The sequence below is a fragment of the Pandoraea pulmonicola genome, assembly GCF_000815105.2.
GTDB classification, from domain to species: domain Bacteria; phylum Pseudomonadota; class Gammaproteobacteria; order Burkholderiales; family Burkholderiaceae; genus Pandoraea; species Pandoraea pulmonicola.
Genome location: NZ_CP010310.2, coordinates 2,070,441 through 2,089,625, shown reverse-complemented (window position 1 = coordinate 2,089,625; position 19,185 = coordinate 2,070,441). Strand labels below are relative to the sequence as shown.

At 66.4% G+C, this 19,185-nt stretch carries 14 protein-coding genes; 4 read left to right on the top strand and 10 right to left on the bottom strand.

Annotated elements, in window-relative coordinates; genetic code table 11:
* The first annotated feature begins 81 nt into the window (after positions 1 to 81).
* Both RO07_RS09125 and RO07_RS09120 read left to right on the top strand, forming a co-directional pair.
* A complete protein-coding gene (locus RO07_RS09125; RefSeq protein WP_039410022.1) occupies positions 82 to 1,800 on the top strand; it encodes a glutamine--tRNA ligase/YqeY domain fusion protein in 1,719 nt (572 codons plus the stop codon).
* A gap of 295 nt (positions 1,801 to 2,095) precedes the next feature.
* Positions 2,096 to 3,016 (top strand): urea transporter, encoded by a 921-nt coding sequence (locus RO07_RS09120; RefSeq protein ID WP_039410019.1) that lies wholly within the window; start codon positions 2,096 to 2,098, stop codon positions 3,014 to 3,016.
* Positions 3,017 to 3,446: 430 nt separating this feature from the next.
* Here RO07_RS09120 and RO07_RS09115 read toward each other — a convergent pair whose 3' ends face one another.
* Positions 3,447 to 4,958 carry a cryptochrome/photolyase family protein gene (locus tag RO07_RS09115; RefSeq protein ID WP_052267151.1) on the bottom strand — a complete coding sequence of 504 codons (1,512 nt, stop codon included), beginning with the start codon at positions 4,956 to 4,958 and terminating at the stop codon, positions 3,447 to 3,449.
* Positions 4,959 to 5,102: 144 nt separating this feature from the next.
* Between RO07_RS09115 and RO07_RS09110 the strand changes: the two genes are divergently transcribed.
* Positions 5,103 to 5,492 carry a hypothetical protein gene (locus tag RO07_RS09110; RefSeq protein ID WP_147284521.1) on the top strand — a complete coding sequence of 130 codons (390 nt, stop codon included), beginning with the start codon at positions 5,103 to 5,105 and terminating at the stop codon, positions 5,490 to 5,492.
* A 251-nt stretch (positions 5,493 to 5,743) separates the two neighbouring features.
* Here the strand turns inward: RO07_RS09110 and RO07_RS09105 are convergent, their stop codons facing one another.
* The 9 genes from RO07_RS09105 to RO07_RS09065 all read right to left on the bottom strand — a co-directional run bounded on the left by RO07_RS09105 (position 5,744) and on the right by RO07_RS09065 (position 17,752).
* On the bottom strand, positions 5,744 to 6,277 hold the full coding sequence (locus RO07_RS09105) for an MgtC/SapB family protein (protein ID WP_052267150.1): 534 nt from the start codon (positions 6,275 to 6,277) through the stop codon (positions 5,744 to 5,746).
* Positions 6,278 to 6,300: 23 nt separating this feature from the next.
* Positions 6,301 to 7,431 (bottom strand): DNA polymerase IV, encoded by a 1,131-nt coding sequence (gene dinB / locus RO07_RS09100; RefSeq protein WP_039410016.1) that lies wholly within the window; start codon positions 7,429 to 7,431, stop codon positions 6,301 to 6,303.
* A gap of 71 nt (positions 7,432 to 7,502) precedes the next feature.
* Entirely contained in the window at positions 7,503 to 8,192 is a 690-nt protein-coding gene (locus RO07_RS09095; protein WP_237171410.1) for a hypothetical protein, read from the bottom strand.
* Positions 8,193 to 8,576: 384 nt separating this feature from the next.
* Positions 8,577 to 9,686 carry a CaiB/BaiF CoA transferase family protein gene (locus RO07_RS09090; RefSeq protein ID WP_039410014.1) on the bottom strand — a complete coding sequence of 370 codons (1,110 nt, stop codon included), beginning with the start codon at positions 9,684 to 9,686 and terminating at the stop codon, positions 8,577 to 8,579.
* A 123-nt stretch (positions 9,687 to 9,809) separates the two neighbouring features.
* The gene (locus RO07_RS09085) at positions 9,810 to 11,069 is read right to left on the bottom strand and encodes a CaiB/BaiF CoA transferase family protein (RefSeq protein WP_052267149.1); all 1,260 of its coding nucleotides are present in this window, start codon (positions 11,067 to 11,069) and stop codon (positions 9,810 to 9,812) included.
* A 3-nt stretch (positions 11,070 to 11,072) separates the two neighbouring features.
* On the bottom strand, positions 11,073 to 13,097 hold the full coding sequence (locus tag RO07_RS09080; protein ID WP_072637001.1) for an aconitase family protein: 2,025 nt from the start codon (positions 13,095 to 13,097) through the stop codon (positions 11,073 to 11,075).
* A gap of 117 nt (positions 13,098 to 13,214) precedes the next feature.
* Complete coding sequence (locus RO07_RS09075) at positions 13,215 to 14,291, bottom strand: ABC transporter substrate-binding protein (protein ID WP_052267148.1); 1,077 nt, start codon at positions 14,289 to 14,291, stop codon at positions 13,215 to 13,217.
* Positions 14,292 to 14,452: 161 nt separating this feature from the next.
* Positions 14,453 to 15,376: a LysR family transcriptional regulator gene (locus RO07_RS09070; RefSeq protein ID WP_039410013.1), complete on the bottom strand. Its 924-nt coding sequence runs from the start codon at positions 15,374 to 15,376 to the stop codon at positions 14,453 to 14,455.
* A 564-nt stretch (positions 15,377 to 15,940) separates the two neighbouring features.
* On the bottom strand, positions 15,941 to 17,752 hold the full coding sequence (locus tag RO07_RS09065) for an ABC transporter permease (RefSeq protein WP_237171409.1): 1,812 nt from the start codon (positions 17,750 to 17,752) through the stop codon (positions 15,941 to 15,943).
* 274 nt (positions 17,753 to 18,026) lie between these two features.
* Between RO07_RS09065 and RO07_RS09060 the strand changes: the two genes are divergently transcribed.
* On the top strand, positions 18,027 to 19,145 hold the full coding sequence (locus RO07_RS09060) for an ABC transporter ATP-binding protein (RefSeq protein ID WP_039410010.1): 1,119 nt from the start codon (positions 18,027 to 18,029) through the stop codon (positions 19,143 to 19,145).
* Positions 19,146 to 19,185: the final 40 nt, after the last annotated feature.

The window sequence follows — 19,185 nt, the reverse complement described above, 5'->3', positions numbered from 1 at the left end:
ACCACCGGCGCGCGTCGACGCCTGTCCGTGGTGCAGTGCGGTACGGTAGAATATTCGCCAAACACCGAACACTGGACAGGCATGAGCACAGAGCTGAACGCGGCATCCAATTTCATCCGCAACATCATCGACGAAGACAACCGCTCGGGCAAATGGGGCCAGCGCGTCGAGACGCGCTTCCCGCCGGAGCCGAACGGCTACCTGCACGTCGGCCACGCCAAGGCCATCTGCCTGAACTTCGGCGTGGCGCGCGACTACGGCGGCATCTGCCATCTGCGTTTCGACGATACCAACCCGGAGAAGGAAGAAACCGAATATGTCGACTCGATCATCGATATGGTCAAGTGGCTCGGTTTCAGCTACGACACGCCGCAAAAGGAACACCTCTATTTCGCGAGCGACTATTTCGAGCAGTTCTATCAGGGCGCCGAAATCCTGATTCAGCGCGGCAAGGCCTATGTCGACAGCCAGAGTGCCGAGGACATGCGCGCCAACCGCGGGACCCTCACCGAGCCAGGCAAGGACTCGCCGTTCCGCAACCGCTCGGTCGAGGAGAATCTCGACCTGTTCCGCCGCATGCGTGCGGGCGAATTCGCCGACGGCACGCACGTGCTGCGCGCGAAGATCGATATGGGCTCGCCCAACATCAATCTGCGCGATCCGGCCATCTATCGCATTCGCCATGCACATCATCACCGCACGGGCGACGCCTGGTGCATCTACCCGATGTACACCTACGCGCACCCGCTCGAGGACGCCATCGAGAACATCACGCACAGCCTGTGCACGCTGGAATTCGAAGACCAGCGCCCGTTCTACGACTGGGTGCTCGGCGAGTTGGCCGATGCCGGCATGTTCACGCGTCCGACGCCGCAGCAGATCGAATTCGCGCGTCTGCAACTGACTTACGCGATCACGAGCAAGCGCAAGCTTCGCCAGCTCGTCGACGAGAAGTTCGTCGATGGCTGGGACGACCCGCGCATGCCCACGCTCGTCGGCCTGCGTCGCCGTGGCTTTTCGCCGGAAAGCCTGCAACTGTTCTGCGATCGCATCGGCGTGGCCAAGTCGGCCTCGTGGATCGACATGAGCATTCTCGAGCAGGCCCTGCGCGACGACCTCGATCCGAAGGCGCCGCGCGCGACGGCGGTGCTCGATCCGCTCAAGCTGATCATCGACAACTATCCGGAAGGCAAGCAGGAAGACTGTCAGGCACCCGTACACCCGCACTTCCCGGAGCGCGGCATGCGCACGTTCCCGATTTCCCGCGAGCTCTGGATCGAGCGCGAAGACTTTCAGGCCGAGCCGGTCAAGGGTTTCTTCCGACTGTTCCCGGGCAACAAGGTGCGTCTGCGCTATGGCTATGTCGTGGAATGCACGGGCTTCGATAGCGATGCCGACGGCAATGTGACCGCCGTGCACTGCAACTACTTCGAAGACAGCCGTTCGGGCACGCCAGGTGCGGACAACTACAAGGTCAAGGGCAACATTCACTGGGTGAGCGCACCGCACGCGCTGGCCGCTGAAGTGCGCATCTACGATCGCCTGTTCCTCGATCCGAATCCGGATGCCGGCGAGAAGAACTTCCTCGACTTCATCAATCCGGACGCCAAGCGCGTGACGCAAGCGTACGTCGAGCCGGAACTGTTGAGCGTGACACCGGAAGATCGCGTGCAGTTCGAGCGCCACGGCTACTTCGTCGCCGATCGCCACGATTCGACCCCGGGCAAGCCGGTGTTCAACCGCATCGTGTCGCTCAAGGACAGTTGGGCCGCCAAGCCCGCGAAGGGCGGCGGCAAGTAAATCCGACGTCGGTAACACTTGTCAGTCCCAACCCGCGCCCTTGAGCGCGGGTTTTCTTTTTGAGCCCACCTGGCGCGTCCGGCGCACTGTCCGCGCTGCGGCGACGCCACCCCGAGTCCGACGTGTTCCCTCAAATACGGACTATAACGGCCGGGCACGCCCGCCTCGGCTCGTTCGGCGTAAGCTCGCGCCCATTCCGCCCCTTCGTTCCAGCGCCTCATGCTTCTGCGCCATCACGCTTTGGCGCACTCGCGCGATGGGGGTCAACCGGCCCGTTCGTTCCAAGCCACTACCGATGTCTTCGCCCCACCCTGCACACGCGTCTGCCCCGTTCCCCCTGCTCACCGCACAGCTCCGCCGGCTGACGGCTGAACTACGCGGCACCGCGGCCAGCTTTGCGCAGATTTATTTCATCCCGTCGGCAAGCGCCGGCCTGCTGTTGTTCGCCGTGCTCACGCTGGCGGATGGGACCGTCGCGATAAGCGGGTTCGCCGCGAGTTTTGTCGCGTCGGCAGTCGCGATCGGGCTGCGGTTGCCGCGCGAGTCGAGGCATACCGGCCTGTACGGCTACAACGGCGCACTCACGGGCATCGCGTTTGGCGCGCTCTGGCAACCCAACGCCATCTATGCCCTGTGGCTCGCAATTTGCGTCTGCCTGACCGTGATGGCAACGGCAGCCCTGGCGCGCCGCAATCTCCCCGCGCTGACCGGACCGTTCGTCGGCGTCATGATGGGGTCGTGGGCCATGCAGCCTGGACTCGGGCTGACGCCGCGCATCGGCGCCCTCGACTGCGGCACGGGCACGCCGGGCTTCGTCTTCTGTGCTGTCGGGCAGGTCGTATTCGTGGCGCCGCTCGTGCTCGGATTGCTGGTCTGGTATGTGCTCGCACTCTGGAACCTGCGCGCGACGCTGTGGGCGCTGGCCGCAGCCGTCGTCGTCTGGTCGGGTATCGCGCTCACGGCGGCCCAATGGCCGGCGCTGGCGGGACAGGCCGTCGGCATTGGCGTGAACGCGTTTCTTGCGGCGCTCGGACTCGGCGTCTTTGGACGCTCGCCCGCGCTGCGCTTCGTCGGCGCAGGACTCGCAAGCCTGCTTTGCGTCGCCCTGGGAACGTGGCTGGGACCGCTCGGATGGCCCTACTTCACGCTCCCCTTCAATCTTGCGGTATGGATCGTACTGGCATGGTCTGACGCTCCACGGCCGTTGGTACGATAAGCGGCTGGGCGTAGCTCCCGGCATCAGCCTTTCCGAAATTTGGCGAACTGGCCATGTCAACGACCGGGCCGCGGGTGAGTGAAGCGCATCGGTGCAAAAAAATGCCCGGAACAGTGACGTTCCGGGCCCTCGCTTATCGCTGACCTCATGGTACGAAACCGCCGTCTTCGCGGCAGCGTTGCGTCAGCTTCCCCGTGTGGTTTTGGCCTGCCCTTGCTTCGTTGTTTTGACAGCTTCCTCCCTGACACTCGCGAACGCCCCCCCGACGTTGCGAACCGATACCGGAGCCCAGGCCTCTTGCGTGCCATACCCCTATCAACGGCCGGCCGCAGAAAAAGTTGACGGGGGTATACACGGACGTTTTGATCATTTTTTGAGGTTGCGCACGCTCGGCTACGGTCTTTCGCACCACTGATCGCGCACGGCCGCGTCAATCCGAAGTGACGTCCGCCGCCTTGCCGGAGATGCCGGACGTCTTCACGATCGCGTACCGCGCCAGCGTTTCCTTGCGGGCCACATCGTGCGCCACCAACGGATGCGGATAATCCCGTCCGAGCGTCACGTTCGCCGATGCCAGCACCCCGGCGTCGGCACGCCACGGCGCGTGGATGGCCTTGTCCGGCAGGTCGGCGAGTTCCGGAACGTATTTCCGGATGAAGCGCCCTTGCGGATCGAACTTCTCCGATTGGGTGACCGGATTGAATATCCGGAAATAGGGCTGCGCATCGCATCCGGTCGAGGCCGCCCACTGCCAGCCACCATTGTTCGCCGCCAGATCGAAGTCGTTGAGTGCAAGGGCAAAGTACGCCTCGCCGCGACGCCAGTCGATACCGAGGTCCTTCACGAGAAAACTCGCGGCGATCATGCGCAGCCGGTTGTGCATGTAGCCGGTCTGATTCATCTGCCGCATCGCGGCATCCACGATCGGATAGCCCGTCCGCCCTTCGCGCCATGCTTCGAAATTCGCGTCCGCCGCCGCGCCACTGGCCCATTCGATGGCGTCGTAGGCCGGCTTGAACGCGCCCCCGACGACTGACGGGTGATGATGCAGGATCATGAAGTAGAACTCGCGCCAGATCAGTTCGCTCAACCACGTCTGCGCGCCGCTCCCCGCGTCGCCACCGCGCAGCGTGGCCGCGTGGGCTTCGCGCGCCAGCGTGCGAATCGAAATCGTGCCGAATCGCAGATGGACGGAAAGATAGCTCGGCCCCCGCACCGCCGGGTAATCGCGACGCTCGTGGTAATGCGCCATGCGAGGCAGAAAATCGTCGAGCAATCGCCGGGCTCCGGCCTCGCCTGCGGGAATCGTCATGCGTCGGCCGTTGGGGACATCGAAGCCAAGCGCCGCCAGCGTCGGCACCGGCCCGGCACTACGCGACGCCGGAGCCAACCGCTTCAGGTCCCCGGCCCGCCCATGCGGCGCGAGATCGACCGGGCTCACCTGCTTGAGCCACGCGCGCCGATAGGGCGTGAATACGCTGTACGGCTCGCCCTGCGCTGTCAGTATCTCGTTGCACTCGAAGATCACCTGATCCTTGATCAGCGCAAAACCCATGCCGTGTGCCTCGAGCGAGCGTGACACGGCACGATCGCGCGCAACCGCCGCCGGCTCGTAATCGCGGCCGGCAAAGACCATCTGCACACCGAGCGATTTCGCGAGCGCGGGAATCTCGGTCACCGGGTCCCCATGGCGCACGATCAATACACCGCCCTCGTGCTCGAGCCCCTTCGCGAGCGCGCTGACGCTATCGTGAAGAAATGCCACACGACGGTCGTTTCGCGGCAGCCCATCGAGAATGGTCGTGTCGAAGACGAAGGCGACATACACTTCGTCGCACGCCACCAAGGCCTGTGCCAGCGTTGCGTTGTCCGTGCAGCGCAAATCGCGCCGCAGCCACACCAGTCCCTTACGGAATTCGTTCATGTCAGATTGGCGCGACATACGGCACGCCTGCCTCGGGTAGATCCGTCAAATCCCGTACCATATCGAGATCGCGAACTTTATGCCATCGGCCTGGATGACTTCATGATTCGGATGTTTCCGACTTTGGCCTGCGCGCCTCGCACCGTGCCGGCTTTGCTTTGCGTGGCTGCCGCCGTACTGGCCACGGGTTGTACCACCCCGTCGAAACCGTCGACCTCGGCATCGCGCCCCGCGGCGTCCGACGCGACCACCCTGCGCGAACGCCATCTGGCGGCGGCCGATGCCGCGGCCGCTCAATACCGCACCTGCCTCTACGGCCACGTTGCGCGCTACATCAATCTCGTTCCCGACCCGGCCCACCTCGCCGACGAAGCCGCCACGGAGTGTGCGCCGATCAGCGAGCGCTTCCGTCGCGAGCGGCAAGCCGCCATCGTGACGTACACTTCGGCGGCCGACGCGGCACAGCAGGCCGATGCGGCCACGCTCACGCTGCAGGCCGATGGCCTTCGTGTGGCGCGCGCCCGGGCCACGGAGTTGCGGGCGTTGCAGTGAGCGCCCTCGTGACGGAGGCCGGCGTTACGTAGTCTCCCGAACGTGCTTTCCCTAATCGGGCAAGCCCCGATAGGCGAACGATGGCCGGCTGACCAAAATGAAATCGCCCTCTTACGTCCTTTTGGGGGTACTGCGACAACGTCATTTGCCCGCTTCGGCGGGCATTTTTCTTCGGCATCCGCAGAAATCTGCCCCTGGTGTGCGGGGCAAGGAGACGGCGATGTCCATCCTCTGCAAACGCCCGGCGGCACTCACTTGCCGTCGCGCTCATGCCGCGCCGCCGCGCCCTCGTCCGGCGACGCCGCCCGTGCTTCTCGCGACGATCCCTTCGTCGGCTCGTCGTGTCCCAGCCACCGGTGCACGATATCCTCGATCGCCCCGCCGACCGCCAGCACGATAAGCAGCAGCACCATGGCCGCCAGCGCGATATGCCAGCGGCCCAGCCCGCAGATGATGCCGATGCCGGTGGTGCTCCAGAGCGCCGCCGCCGTGGTGAAGCCATGGACCGACCCGCCATGGCTTGGACGGATGATGCAGCCCGCCCCGAGAAAGCCGATCCCGGCGACGATGCCTTGCACGACGCGGCTCACCGAGGAGGCGTCATAGGTCAGCGACGTGCCTGGAAACGGCACGACGGCCAGAACGAACAGTGCGGAGCCGAACGACACGATGGCCAGCGTTCGCAGCCCGACGGACTTGTGGTGCAGATTCCGGTTGAGCCCGACCATGCCGCCAAGTACGAGCGCCGCCATCAGCCGGAGCATGACTTCGATGATCTCCGCCATCCCTCACCTCCCACGCGTACGCGCTACGATTGCGATGCCGCATTATCGCCCGTCGACGCCATGCCGAGCGACGCGTCGCCGTCCCAGTCGTCGAAAAGCCGCAGTTGCCGCGCCGCCTGCGCTTCGAGCAGACGCACCCCCACGCCCATCAGTCGGACGGGCTTGCGTCGGCGGCCGACGGCTTCCGCCAGCAACTGATGGCATTGCGCCGGATCGACGCCGAGCGCCCCCGCTTCCGCCGTCGTGCGTGAAAAGTCGGCAAAGCGGATCTTGACGAACACCTTGGCCACCGCCAGCGGCTCGCTGCGGCGCGCCCTTTCGAGCCGCTCCGACAACTGGCGAAGCAGCGGCTCGAGCGCTGTCTCGCAGTCCGCCAGCGTGCGCAGGTCCCGCGTGTAGGTGGTCTCTACGCTGATCGACTTGCGCTCGCGATCGGGGGACACTTCGCGCGTGTCGATGCCTCGGCAACGCTCGTACAGACGTTGCCCGAACACGCCGAAGCGCTCGACCAGCTCGTTCATCGAGTGGCGGCGCAGATCGCCGCAGGAGTCCACCCCCAGCGAGCGCAACTTCTCCGCCGTGACCTTGCCCACGCCGAACAGACGCTCCACGGGAAGGACGGCCACAAAGGCATCGACCTCCGCCGGCCGCACGACGAACATGCCGTCGGGCTTGCGCCAGTCGCTGGCAATCTTGGCGATGAATTTGTTCGGCGCCACGCCGGCCGAAACCGTCAGCCCGACCTCGGCGGCGATACGCGCGCGAATCTCTCGGGCGATGAGGGTGGCCGACCCTTCGCAGCGCTCGCTGTGCGTGACGTCAAGATACGCTTCGTCGAGCGACAGCGGTTCCACCAACTCGGTGTAGTCGCGATAGATGGCCATGATGCGCTGCGACGCCTCGCGATAGCGATCCATCGCCGGCGGAATGATATGCAGGCTCGGACAAAGCTTGAGCGCCTGCGCGGAGGGCATCGCCGAGCGCACGCCGAACGCGCGCGCTTCGTAGTTGCAGGTCGCCACCACGCCGCGCTGGTCCGGCTGTCCACCGACGGCCAACGGAATCCCCCGCAACGACGGATCGTCACGCATCTCGACGGAAGCGTAGAAACAGTCGGCGTCGCAGTGAATGATCTTGCGCGTGATGGCGGACATGGTTGTCGGCGAAAATACTGTGCAAATATACAGCATTCACGCAATAATTGCGCCCCATCCATCACATCGTCTCACCGCACAGGCAAGAACTGCAGAAACTGAGCACCAAGCAGGTTCTGCACGTAGCCGATGCCCGCACGGCGGTACTTTTCGTCAAGCATTTCCGCAAGCAGATCCAGCCGGCCGATGATCTTGCCGAACTCGCGCTCGAAACTCACATTGCGCACGTCGGCCATTTCGTTTGCCAGCAGCAGCGGCCGTCCGGACAGGTCGTGGCGACTCGCCAGCAGCCACGCCGCAATCTCGACATTGCGCGCGGCGTTGTAGATGCGCTGCGCCTCCAGTCCGTCGCTCAGATAGAACACGGTGGTGCCGCCATGCGCGGCGATGATCGTGTCCGACAGGCTGAAGATGAAGGCCGCCACCCGATCGCCATCAAACGACGGTTCGAGCGAGAACGACAGCGCTTTCACGTCGCGTAGGTCCTTCAGTTCGGGCAGCGTTCGCCGCCCTTCGACGGCAGCACGCAGTTGCGCCATCGCCTGCGCCTGGGTCGTCGCCCCGCCCTTGCGCCATTCGCGCGGATTGCGCTTGTACAGCTTGTCCGCGAGCCGGTAGAGACTCTCCAGGTTCGCTCGCATGCCAAGCGTGGCCATACGGTTGATGTCGGTCTGCGCAAGGTCCGCCGTGGTCATCGACGTCGAACGCACCTTGCCGTGGTCCGTGGACGTGCTCTGATACGACGCGCATCCCGCGCACATCGCGAGGCTCAGTACCGCGAGCGCGTATATGGCGCATGGGGCGCGTGGTGCATGAAATGCAAGAGGTGCACATGGCGCACGTCGCACACCGAGCCCGTCTGCCGGTTGGCTTCTCTGTTCGCCACGCCCTGTTCGCGCATGCCCCTGTCGCTGTCGCTGCACCATGTGCAGCCAGTTCAGTCCGTACCTTCGAGTCATGAGTCGTTCGCTATCGATCCGCGGTCGACTCTACGCGATCGGCGACCGGACTTCGCGCCCGCACCTCGTGAAAATTGTGACAATAGGTAACGCGCCCCATTCGCCCCATTCGCCCCTTTCGCCCCTCACGCCGCTGGTGTCGCTGGTGCCCCTCGTCCACTTCGCGCCCCTGACACTCGCTGTGCCTCAAGGTCGCAAGACCTCCCTCGTCTGTGCAAAGAGCGGATGCACCATGGCCTCTTCGAGTCGCAGCACCGGCGTGACGCAGCAATCGGCGTCGGCGAAGCGCGCCGTCCACTCCGCCTGCGTGGCGCTGGCAAAGATCGCTGCGAGTTCCGCCTGCAGGGCTCGCGCATCGTCCCCACCGACCGCCTGCCCTAGCGACCAGTGGCGGGATTTCCACTCGCTGTGCCCGAGCACGTCGCACAAGGTCTGCCAGAACTTCAGTTCGAGCGCGCCAACGGCCATGTAGCGGCCGTCCTTCGTCCGATAGACCTGGTAGCAAGGCGCGCCGCCGTTGAGCAGATCGTCGCCCGCACGTGGCGCACGCCCCTGCCGATGCAACGCGACGGCCGGCACGAGGTTCGAGCGAAACACCTCGTGCGTCATCGAGATGTCGAGCCACCGGCCGCGCCCTGTACGCTGCGCCGAAACCAGTGCCGCGAGCACCGCCTGTACCGCCGACTGCGCGCCGCCGTAGAGATCGCCGATCTGGAAGTTCGGCACGATGGGCGCATCGCCCGCGTCGCACAACTGATCGAGCACGCCTGCGTAGCCGACGTAGTTGATGTCGTGGCCCGCCGCCTGCGCCATCGGTCCTTGCTGCCCATACCCTGAAATCGAAGCCATCACCAGCGAGGGTCTGTGGCGCGCGAGCGCCTCGAAATCGAACCCCAGGCGCGCCATCACACCCGGTCGGAATCCTTCGAGCAACACATCCGCACGCGCCACATGGGCGAGAAACGTCGCGCGGTCGATCTCGTCCTTGAGGTCCAGACGCGCCACCGTCTTGCCGCGATTGAGCAGTCGCCAGAACGCGCTGGGCGCCGCTTCGCCCTCGCGCAACATCATCTCGCGAGAATAGTCACCCGCCCCCTTGTCTTCGATCTTGATGACCTCGGCCCCCATCTCCGCGAGCCGCATGCCCGCCAGTGGACCGGGCAACAGGCGGGTGAGATCGAGCACCGTGACGCCGGCAAGCGGCGGTTGCTGCGCAGTGGAGGACGTCGTGGAATCCGGGGCACGGCGGCTCTCAGGCTTACCGAGCGTATCGAGCGTATCGGGCGGTTGGTGCATGGCATGGCGGGTGGTGAAGGTCGATAGCCACACCGTACCGCGCCGCACCCGCTACCCGCAAGCGGACAATCGGCATAAACGGTTCGGACAACTCCGAATCATCGGATGGCGGGATGAGGTGCTTCATTCCGTGCGGTGCCGCCGCAGCTCGGCGTCGGCGGGATGCGCCGGTGCCTGCTCGTCGATCGGCCCCGCCACCACGCCCTCGCTCAAGAGCTTGGCGATCTGGGTGTCGCGATAGCCCAGATCCCGCAAGATTTCGTTGGTATGCTCGCCCGCCGAAGGCAATGGTCGACGCGCAGGCAACCGTTGGCCTGCCATCGTGATCGGCAGCAGCGGCACCTGCGTGTGCTCGCCGTCGTCCGTCTCCAGTTCGCCCAGGCCGCCGCTCGCACGCAGATGCGGATCGTCGAACAACGCCTGCGGCGCGACGATCGGCGCGAACGGCAATCCGTGGCGCTCGAACGCCGCCGCCAGATATCCCGCGTCGAAGCCGCGAATCATCTCGCGCAGGAGCGGCAGCAGCCAGTCGCGGGCGCGCACCCGATCGTTGTTGGTCGCCAGCCGCGCATCGTCGGCCAGATCCTGACGCCCGAACACGTCGCAGAAGACCCGCCACTGCGAGTCGCCCACCACCGCCAGAAAGATCTGCACGCCGTCGCGCGCGGTGAACACGTCGTACACGCCCCAGGCGGATACGCGCGCCGGCATCGGATCGGGCGCCACGCCCGTCACCGCATACTGCTGCATGTGTTGCGCCGCCAGCAGCACGCAGTTCTCGAAAAGCGCCCCCTGCACCTCCTGCCCGCGCCCGGTGGACTTGCGTTCGTAAAGCGCGGCCAACGCCGCGAGCGCCCCGAATACGCCGCCCATGATGTCGTTGACCGACGAGCCCGCCCGCAGTGGCTGTCCGGGTGGTCCCGTCATATAGGCGAGACCGGCCATCATCTGCACCACTTCGTCGAGCGCGGTGCGCGTGGCGTACGGCCCCGGCAGAAAACCCTTCAGCGAGACGTAGACGAGCGCGGGGTTGAGCTTGGAGAGCGTGGCGTAATCGAGGCCGATCTGCCGCATGCGTCCCGGCTTGAAGTTCTCCGTCACCACGTCGGCGGTCGTCACCAGGCGCAGAATCAGCTCGCGCCCCTCGGGCCGCGTCACGTCGACGGCCAAGCTGCGCTTGTTGCGATTGAAGGTTCGGAAGAAGCCCGCACCGGTGCCGAGCAGCCGCCGCGTGGCGTCGCCCCCGACCGGCTCGACCTTGATGACATCGGCGCCGAGATCGCCGAGCACCATGCCGCATGCCGGCCCCATCACCATGTGCGAAAACTCCACGACACGGATGCCTTGCAGCGGCATCGGCGTCGCAGGGGACACGTCCTGCATCGACTAACCTCCGGAACCCGCTCCCGACGCTTCGCCGCACCGCCGCGCGGATCGGCTGTCGGGCGTTGCGAAGCCATCGCGTCGCAATTGATCGAAGCCGACGAGGTAGCCCGCCAGCGCACTCGCCGCCACCGTGGCCGGACTGCCCAGCCACATCTGCCCGGGGCCCGAGCGCCCAGGGAAATTCCGATTCTGTGCGCTGATGACCACTTCGTTGGCCGTTCGCGACACGCCCGGTCCCGCGTTCACGCAGGCGCCGCACCCGGGCGACAGCAGCGTCACGCCGGCGGCGCGAAAAACGTCGGTATAGCCTTGCGCCTCGCACCACGCGCGCACGTCTTCGCTGCCGTACTGAAGGTAGAAGCGCACGCCGTCGGCCACTCGGTGGCCGTGCGACAGGCCCCATGCAAGCACCTCATGGCAGGCTCGCAGGTCGTCGCGCTTGCTGCCCGTGCATGAGCCGCCGTACGCGATGTCGATGGCGACCGGCGCCGACAAGCTGGAGAGCGGCAGTCCGTTGCCCGGGTCTCCGGGGCTGGCCACCATCGTCTCCAGGCTCGCGCAGTCGATTTCGATGACGTGGGCGTACGACGCCTGTGCGTCGCTGGCCATCCACGGCGCGACCGCGAACTCGACGCCGCGCCGCTCGCGCAAGTACCGCACCGTTTCCTCGTCGGGAACGATCAGACCGGTGAGTCCGCCGATTTCCGCGACCATGTTGGTCAACGTCGCGCGCTCGTCGGTCGACAGATGCGCCACCGCGTCGCCCGAGAACTCGATGATCTGACCGATGGCTCGGCCGTCGCGAATGTAAGGCAGATGCAGCAAATGCAGCGCCAGATCTTTCGCACCGACGCCCGCGGGCAGCTTTTCGCTCAAATGCACGAGACAAGTGCCCGGCACGGCCATCCGGACGTCTCCCGTGAGCCAGGCGTTGGCCATCTCGGTCGCCCCGACGCCGAACGCGAACGCGCCGATCGCCCCGCAGTGCGGCGTATGCGAATCGGTGCCCACGACGACCTGTCCCGGCACGGCGTGGCGTTCGAGCATCAGCGCATGACAGATGCCCTCGGAGCCGCCGCCCGCGGCGCGTCCGTGCAGCCGTACACCGTGCTGCGCACAGAATTCGCGTTGTACGGCGCCCAGTCGCCGCGCGGCGTCGATCAGCGTCGGCGCGCGACTGCCATCGGCACTCGCCGCGTCGAGATGTGTGAGATGGTCCTCGAAGCAGAGCATCGACGCGCGATCGTGCAAATCGGGAATGGCCTCGCCGAACGCATGGTGCAGGAAGCTCACGGCCATCGGTGTGACGTATTCGTGCGAAAAGCGCCAGTCGGCTGGCACGAACACCGCGTCGCCCGGGCGTACGCGCGGCACGCCGAGCGCCCTCGCGACGATCTTCTCGCCGTAGGTCATCGGCCCGGGAGAATGCGTGGGTTTCGGCGGCACCACGTCGCCCGCCAGCCGACGACGCGTGTAGCCGAACAGACCACCGCTTCGCACGATCGCGTCGGCCAGCGGGTCGCAATCCTCGAGAAAGGCCTCGATGGGCACCTCGTCGCCCGCCTGCAGGCGCTCGGCGAGGGTGATATCCGTCGACATCAACAGCCCGAGGTTCTGGCAGTTCTGGGCGTAGATGCGCTCGAAGCTCTCCGCGATCACGATGCGAATGCCCGCACACCACTCGGCGAACGGGCTCGCCTCGCGCGATGAGCCCTTGCCACGGCGCGTGCCGGACACCGACAACGCGAAGCCGCCTTCGCGCACGGTGCGTGGCTTGATGGGGAACGCGCCGACAGGATCGTCGGCGCCCTCGCCGCACCGCAGTCCGACGTAGACGTAATCGCCCAGCGACTCGTCGAAGGCGAGGCACGCCCACGCGGGCGTCATTTCGTCGGTGGAAATCTGGTCACGCAGCGGCCCTGCCTCGTCGCGCGTGAGCGACTCGCCGGCCAGTTGGCGCGTCATGACGTCGACGCTGTCGCTCAACCAGAGCACGCGCCCGTTCAATCGCACGGTGGCTCGCATGAGTTCGCTCCTCGAAGGTTCCCGCATGGGTTCACCCGGTTTGAGCGAAAGTTGCGTGCCGGACAGGCGCACGGCGGCATTGGCGAAGTAATGTCATGGCGTCCAAGCGCCCGTTCGTCAGGGATACTGGCGATTGGCTTGCGTAGCGAAGGTGTTGGTCCAGGTGTCACCCAGACGAATCTGGGTGGGCTTGACCTCGGGTGTGAACGAGGCGAGCGCCTTGAGCGCGGTGGCCGGCCCGCCGGACGGCATCATGCCGTCGGGCGAGAACGCCTCGCGGCAATTGGCGAAAGCCTTCAGGTAGAGCGTCTTGTCGCCGAGGAGATAGGGTTCGGGAACGGTCTTGAGCAAATCGGCCGCCGAGGCGTGCTGCAGCCACTTGTCCGCGCGTACGATGGCATTGGCGAGCGCCTGCACCGTACGCGGGTTCTTCTGGATGAAGCTCTGCGGGGCATACATCACGGCCGCTGGCATCGGCCCGCCGAACACGGCCCGGGTGCCGGCCTGCGTACGCGTGTCGACGAGGATCTTGAGATCGCCCGACTCGGTGAGCAGCGTCATCATCGGATCGACGTTGGACACGGCGTCCACCTGTCCGCCACGCGCGGCGGCCACCACGGTCGCGTTGCTGCCGACGCCGACGATGGACACGTCATTCGGCTTGAGTCCGGCCTGAGCGAGCGCCACGTTGACCAGCATGTGCGTGCTCGAGCCCGGCGCGCTCACGCCGATGCGCATGCCTTTCAGGTCCTTGACCGATTTGACTTGCGCGGCATGCGACTTGACCACGCCCAACACGAGCTGCGGCGCAGCGCCAAGGACAACGAACGACTGATAGGTCAGCCCCTTCGTCTGCATCAGCAGGGTGTGCTCGAAGGCGCCCGTGCCCACGTCGGCGCTGCCGCCGACCACGGCTTGCAAGGCCTTGGAACCGCCGGCGAAGTCATCGATGGTGACGTCCAGTCCTTCGTCGCGGAAGTAGCCGAGCTGCTCGGCGATCGTGAGCGGGAGATAGTACAGGCCGGGCTTGCCGCCGACGGCAATGGTGATCTTCGTCTTTTCCAGCGGTTGTGGGGGTGCGGCAGAGGCGCCGGCACTCAGGCTGAGCGCCACGAGGCCCAGCACCATCAACGCAAGAACGAGAATCAGACGCCCCACGGCGCCGCGCACGCGGCGCGCTTCGATCGGTGTCATCGCGTGTCTCCCCCCGCCGGATGCGGGATACAGGCGCGCCCCGGCTCGTCGGCCGGAATCGCTATCGGCCCCAAGAGCATCGTTCCCTGCCCCGTCCTCGACAAGCGCTGTTTCGGCATGCCAGACATCGTCGTTCACGATGCTTGGCGCCGCACGCGGCGTCACGTGGGGCCGCCTGTCACGTTACGTGCGCACAAGTGGTCGACCAGCATGCGCGACGCGACCGGCAACGCGTCGTAGCGGCGTACGCAGACGATAAGGCGCCGCTGCGCCCAGGGATCGGTGAGCGGAATGACGCGCAGCGCCTCGCCGTCCGTCACCTGGGAATAAGTGCCGACGGCCTCCTGCGGCGCCACGGCCAGCCCGAGCTGCGCGCGCACCATCCGGCACACGGCTTCGAACGTCGAGACATGAATTCGGAACTTGACCGTCTTGCCCTGCTCGGCCGCAAGCCGACGCAACATCGTGTACATGGCGCTATCGGGATGTACGCCGACGTGGTCGAAATCGAGGGTATCGATAAAGGCCATCTGCTCGACGCCGGCGAGCGGGTGTTCACGGTGGAGAACCACCACGATCCTGTCGTGCCGATAGGGAAAGACCTCCATGTCGCGCGTATCGACCGCGTCCCAACAGATGCCAATGTCGGTCGCGCCGTCTGCCACGCCGCGCACGACCTGGGCGCTGGTGTGCTCCTCGAGATCCACCTTCACGCCTTCGTGCCGGCGCAGGAACGCGCCCAGTTCGTCGGGCAGCGTTTCGACAATGGAGGAGACGTTGGCGAAGATGCGGATGTGCCCGCGCACGCCGCTCGTGTATTCGGACAGGTCGCCCTGCATCTTCTCGAGGCTGCGCAGCACATTGCGCGCGTGATGCAGCAACGCCTCACCGGCAGGCGTGGCGCGCACGCCCCACTTGTGCCGCTGGAGCAGCGCCGAGCCGACGAGCGACTCGAGATCGTTGATTCGCTTGCTGACAGCCGAAGGCGCGATGAACTCGCGCTCCGCGGCACGCGCAATGCTGCTCTCTTCGCAAACGGCCACGAACAGTCGCAATGAGACGAGATCGATTCGCCAAAGCGCCATGCCCATCTCCCGGCAGGATTGCATTGACAGCGATTTTGCGGTGGGTGTGGCGAAAACGCCACTCGGGGCCGCCCCTCACGACACAGGAAAACAACAGCCGGCCGGTGGCGTGCGTACGTCGGCGCGGATACGAGGAAGTCGCGCCTTGCGCGCCATTGACACGAAACCGCCTTCTGGCCGACGGGTTGCACCCTCCCATCGGACGTCTCGCGTCCGTCTCTTAGTCCCCGCGTCGGTCTCTCCCTGGAGAGCCGCTAGCGCATCGCCCCCGACAGCAGGACGGCGGTCCACCCGCCATCCGCCGCATTGAACGATGGCTCGGGCGGCGGCGCCGACGCCAAGGCCATGAACAGCCAACATTTGCAAATGACGATCGCAAGCATTTTGTTGACGCTCAATCATCCCGGTTTCGTGGCCGGGTCTGATTCGACTATAGTGCGGCGCTATCGGCTGGGCAACTCCCGATCGTTTCAAGGTACTTTTTGCGGCTTCGCGAACTTGATCGACGCACAGGCGCTCCGAGGCCCCGACAACGTGGCGCACGCGCCGTCGGACGCGACGGGCTCAGCGGCGTCGCGCAATGGCGCGCGCGAGCATGAGCACGGGCAGGAGCCCGACGAGCACCAGCGTGAGCGCCGGCACGGCCGCTTCGGCGAGCCGTTCGTCCGCGGCAAGATGGCTCGCAACGACGGCGAGCGTGTCCATATTGAACGGCCGCAGCGCGAGCGTGGCGGGCAGCTCTTTCATGACGTCGACGAACACGAGCAACGCGGCGGTCAGCACACTGCCGCGCAGCAGGGGCAGGTGAACCCGGCGCAGCATCGCCCAGCCGCCCACGCCGAGACTGCGCGCGCTGGCGTCGAGATTCGGCGGGATGCGGGCAAAACCGGCATCGACGCTCTGCAGCGCCGCCGGCAGGAATCGCACGAGATAGGCGTAGATGAGCACGCCCGCCGTGCCCGCCAGGACCAGACCGTTGGCGCCGAACAGGTCGCCGAGCCAGGTGTCGAGCTGCAGCACAGGGGTCAGGATGCCGAGCGCGATGATCGCCCCCGGGATCGCATAGCCGACGCCGACGAGCCGCACGGCGAGGCGTGTCACTCGTCCCGGCGCGAGGCGCTGGGCATAGCCGAGCACGACGGCAAAAACGGTCGCCGCCAGCGCCGCCACGCCCGCGAGTCGCACCGTGTTGTAGACCCACTCGCCGTAGCGTGACCATGGCACCTGATCCAGTTCGGCGACGGCCAGCCGCAACATGATGAGCGCGGGCAGCACGAAGCCGAAGAGCAGCGGCAGCGCGCATGCAAGCGTTGCCAGCAGGGCCTTCCCGCCGCCCAGGGTCGTGCGGCGCGAGGTCGTGGGGGCACGTCCGGGCGCGCCGTAGTAGCGAAGCCGTGCGCGGCTGCGCGCCTCGGCGATCAGCAGCACGAACACCGCGAGCAGCAGACACGCCGAAAGCTGAGCCGCCGCGACGCGGTCGCCCATCGACAGCCACGCGCGGTAGATGCCGGTAGTGAATGTCGGCACGCCAAAGTACGCGACGGCGCCATAGTCCGCCAGCGTCTCCATGAGCACCAGGGCGACGCCCGCGACGAGCGCAGGACGCGCAAGCGGCAGCGCCACGCGAACGAATGCCCCGGCCGGCGTGCAGCCGAGCGTTCGTGCGGCTTCGAAAAAGCGCTGACTGTGCTCGAGGAACGCTGTGCGGGCAAGCAGATAGACGTAGGGATAGAACGCGCCGGCGAAAACCCACGCCGCGCCGTACCACGAACGGATTTCCGGGAACCAGGCGAGCCGGTCGGTCGCGAGCAGCTTGCGCAACGCGCTCTGCACCGGCCCGGCGAATTGCAGGAAATCGGTATAGGCGTAGGCAGTCACGTAGGCCGGCATCGCGAGCGGCAGGATCAGCGCCCACTCCAGCACGCGTCGCCCGGGGAACGCGCAATGCACGACGAGCCACGCGCTCGCCACGCCCATCGCCAGCACGCCGGCGCTCACGGCCAGCGAGATGCGCAGCGAATTGAGCGCGTACTCGGGCAGCACCGTATCGAGCATGTGGGCGAGCACCGCACGGGTTTCGTCGCCGCCCGCTCCCACGGCCGCCACGATGCCGAACATCGGCACGAGCACGATCAGCGCAGGCAGCCACGCCACGAGCCGCCATGCCCACGAGCCGGTCAGGCGTGCGAACCACGAGTGGCGCGCGAGCCGATGCGCACTGCGCGGCGCCAGCGCCCCCAACGGCGACGATGGCGCCACGGCGGCCGGGCCGGGCACGGCAGCGTCGGCCGAATGGCTGCCGTTCGCGAAAGCGGGCAACGGCAAATCGGCGGGGACGGGTTCGGCGGCGGCGCGTGGCGGGGGCGTCGATGACATCGGTAGAGAACGGTGAAATCGGTGATCGAATGGCGCGCGGGTGGCGCGGATGTGCCGGCGGGCAGGAGACGACGGGATGTCCCCCCTGTTGCCGGCCCCGCCTTCGGGAACCGGCGGATGTCCGCCGGTCTAAAGCGGTGTAAATTATACGCATTCGCAACTGAGTCTCTGACGCACCCGCTTACGGAAAGTGCCCATCCCTATCGATATCGGGATATCGGCAGCCGGCAGGCGCGTGCCCCCACTCCCCCAACGACATTTCCCCTCTCTCTCGATGTCCCTGCCCTATCTGCTGCTCGATCACATCAGCGTGAACTACGCCGCTGCCGGCCACGTGCATACGGCCGTTCGCGACCTGTCGCTCTCGCTGGCGCGTGGCGAGATCGGCTGTCTGCTCGGCCCCTCCGGCTGCGGCAAGACGACGGTGCTGCGCGCAGTGTGCGGCTTCGAGCCGCTCGCGGGCGGCCGCATCGTACTCGACGCTCACGAAGTCGCCAATGCGCAATCGAGCGAGCCGCCCGAGCGGCGCCATGTGGGCGTGGTCTTCCAGGACTATGCGCTGTTCCCGCACCTGAACGTGGCCCGCAACATCGGCTTCGGCCTCGGACGCATGGCGCGCGCCGAGCGTCAGGCCCGCGTGGAGATGCTCGCCGAACGGGTAGGACTGGCAGGAGCGTTGCAAAAGTACCCGCACGAACTCTCCGGCGGTCAGCAGCAACGTGTCGCGCTGGCGCGGGCGCTGGCTCCCTCGCCGGCGTTGCTGCTGCTCGACGAGCCGTTCTCGAATCTCGATCTCGATCTGCGCGAGCGCCTGGCCGTGGAGGTGCGGGAGATCATTCGCGCGAGCGGCGCCACGGCGATTCTGGTCACGCACGACCAGCACGAGGCGTTCGCGATGGCCGACCGCATTGGCGTGATGCATGCGGGCGCGATCGCACAATGGTCGCCGGCACGGGCGTTGTGGCAGGCGCCGGCGAATCGCGTGGTGGCCGATTTCGTCGGCCGCGGTGCGCTGATTCCGGGAACGTTCCGCGGTAACGCCGAAGGCGGCGGCATCGCGCTCGAACTCGGCGAAATCGCGGTCTCGCCTGCATTGGCCGACAAGCTGCTGCGTACGGCCGGCGACACGTACCCGGTCAACGTCGACGTACTGCTGCGCGCCGACGACATCGCCCACGATCCGGCCAGCCCGTTCGAGGCCACACTCGTGCGCCGCGCGTTTCGCGGCGCCGATCAACTCTATACCCTGCGGCTGGCGTCGGGGCGCGAAGTGGTCGCGCGCGTGGACGGGGATCTCTCGCACGAAGCCGGCGCGCGCGTGGGGCTGCGGCTCGCGGTGCAGCACCCGGTGGCATTCGCCGCGCCGCGTCCCGGGTCCGACGCGTTTGCCTGATGCGCTGCGGGACGTCGCGACGCGGAGACTGGTAAAATCG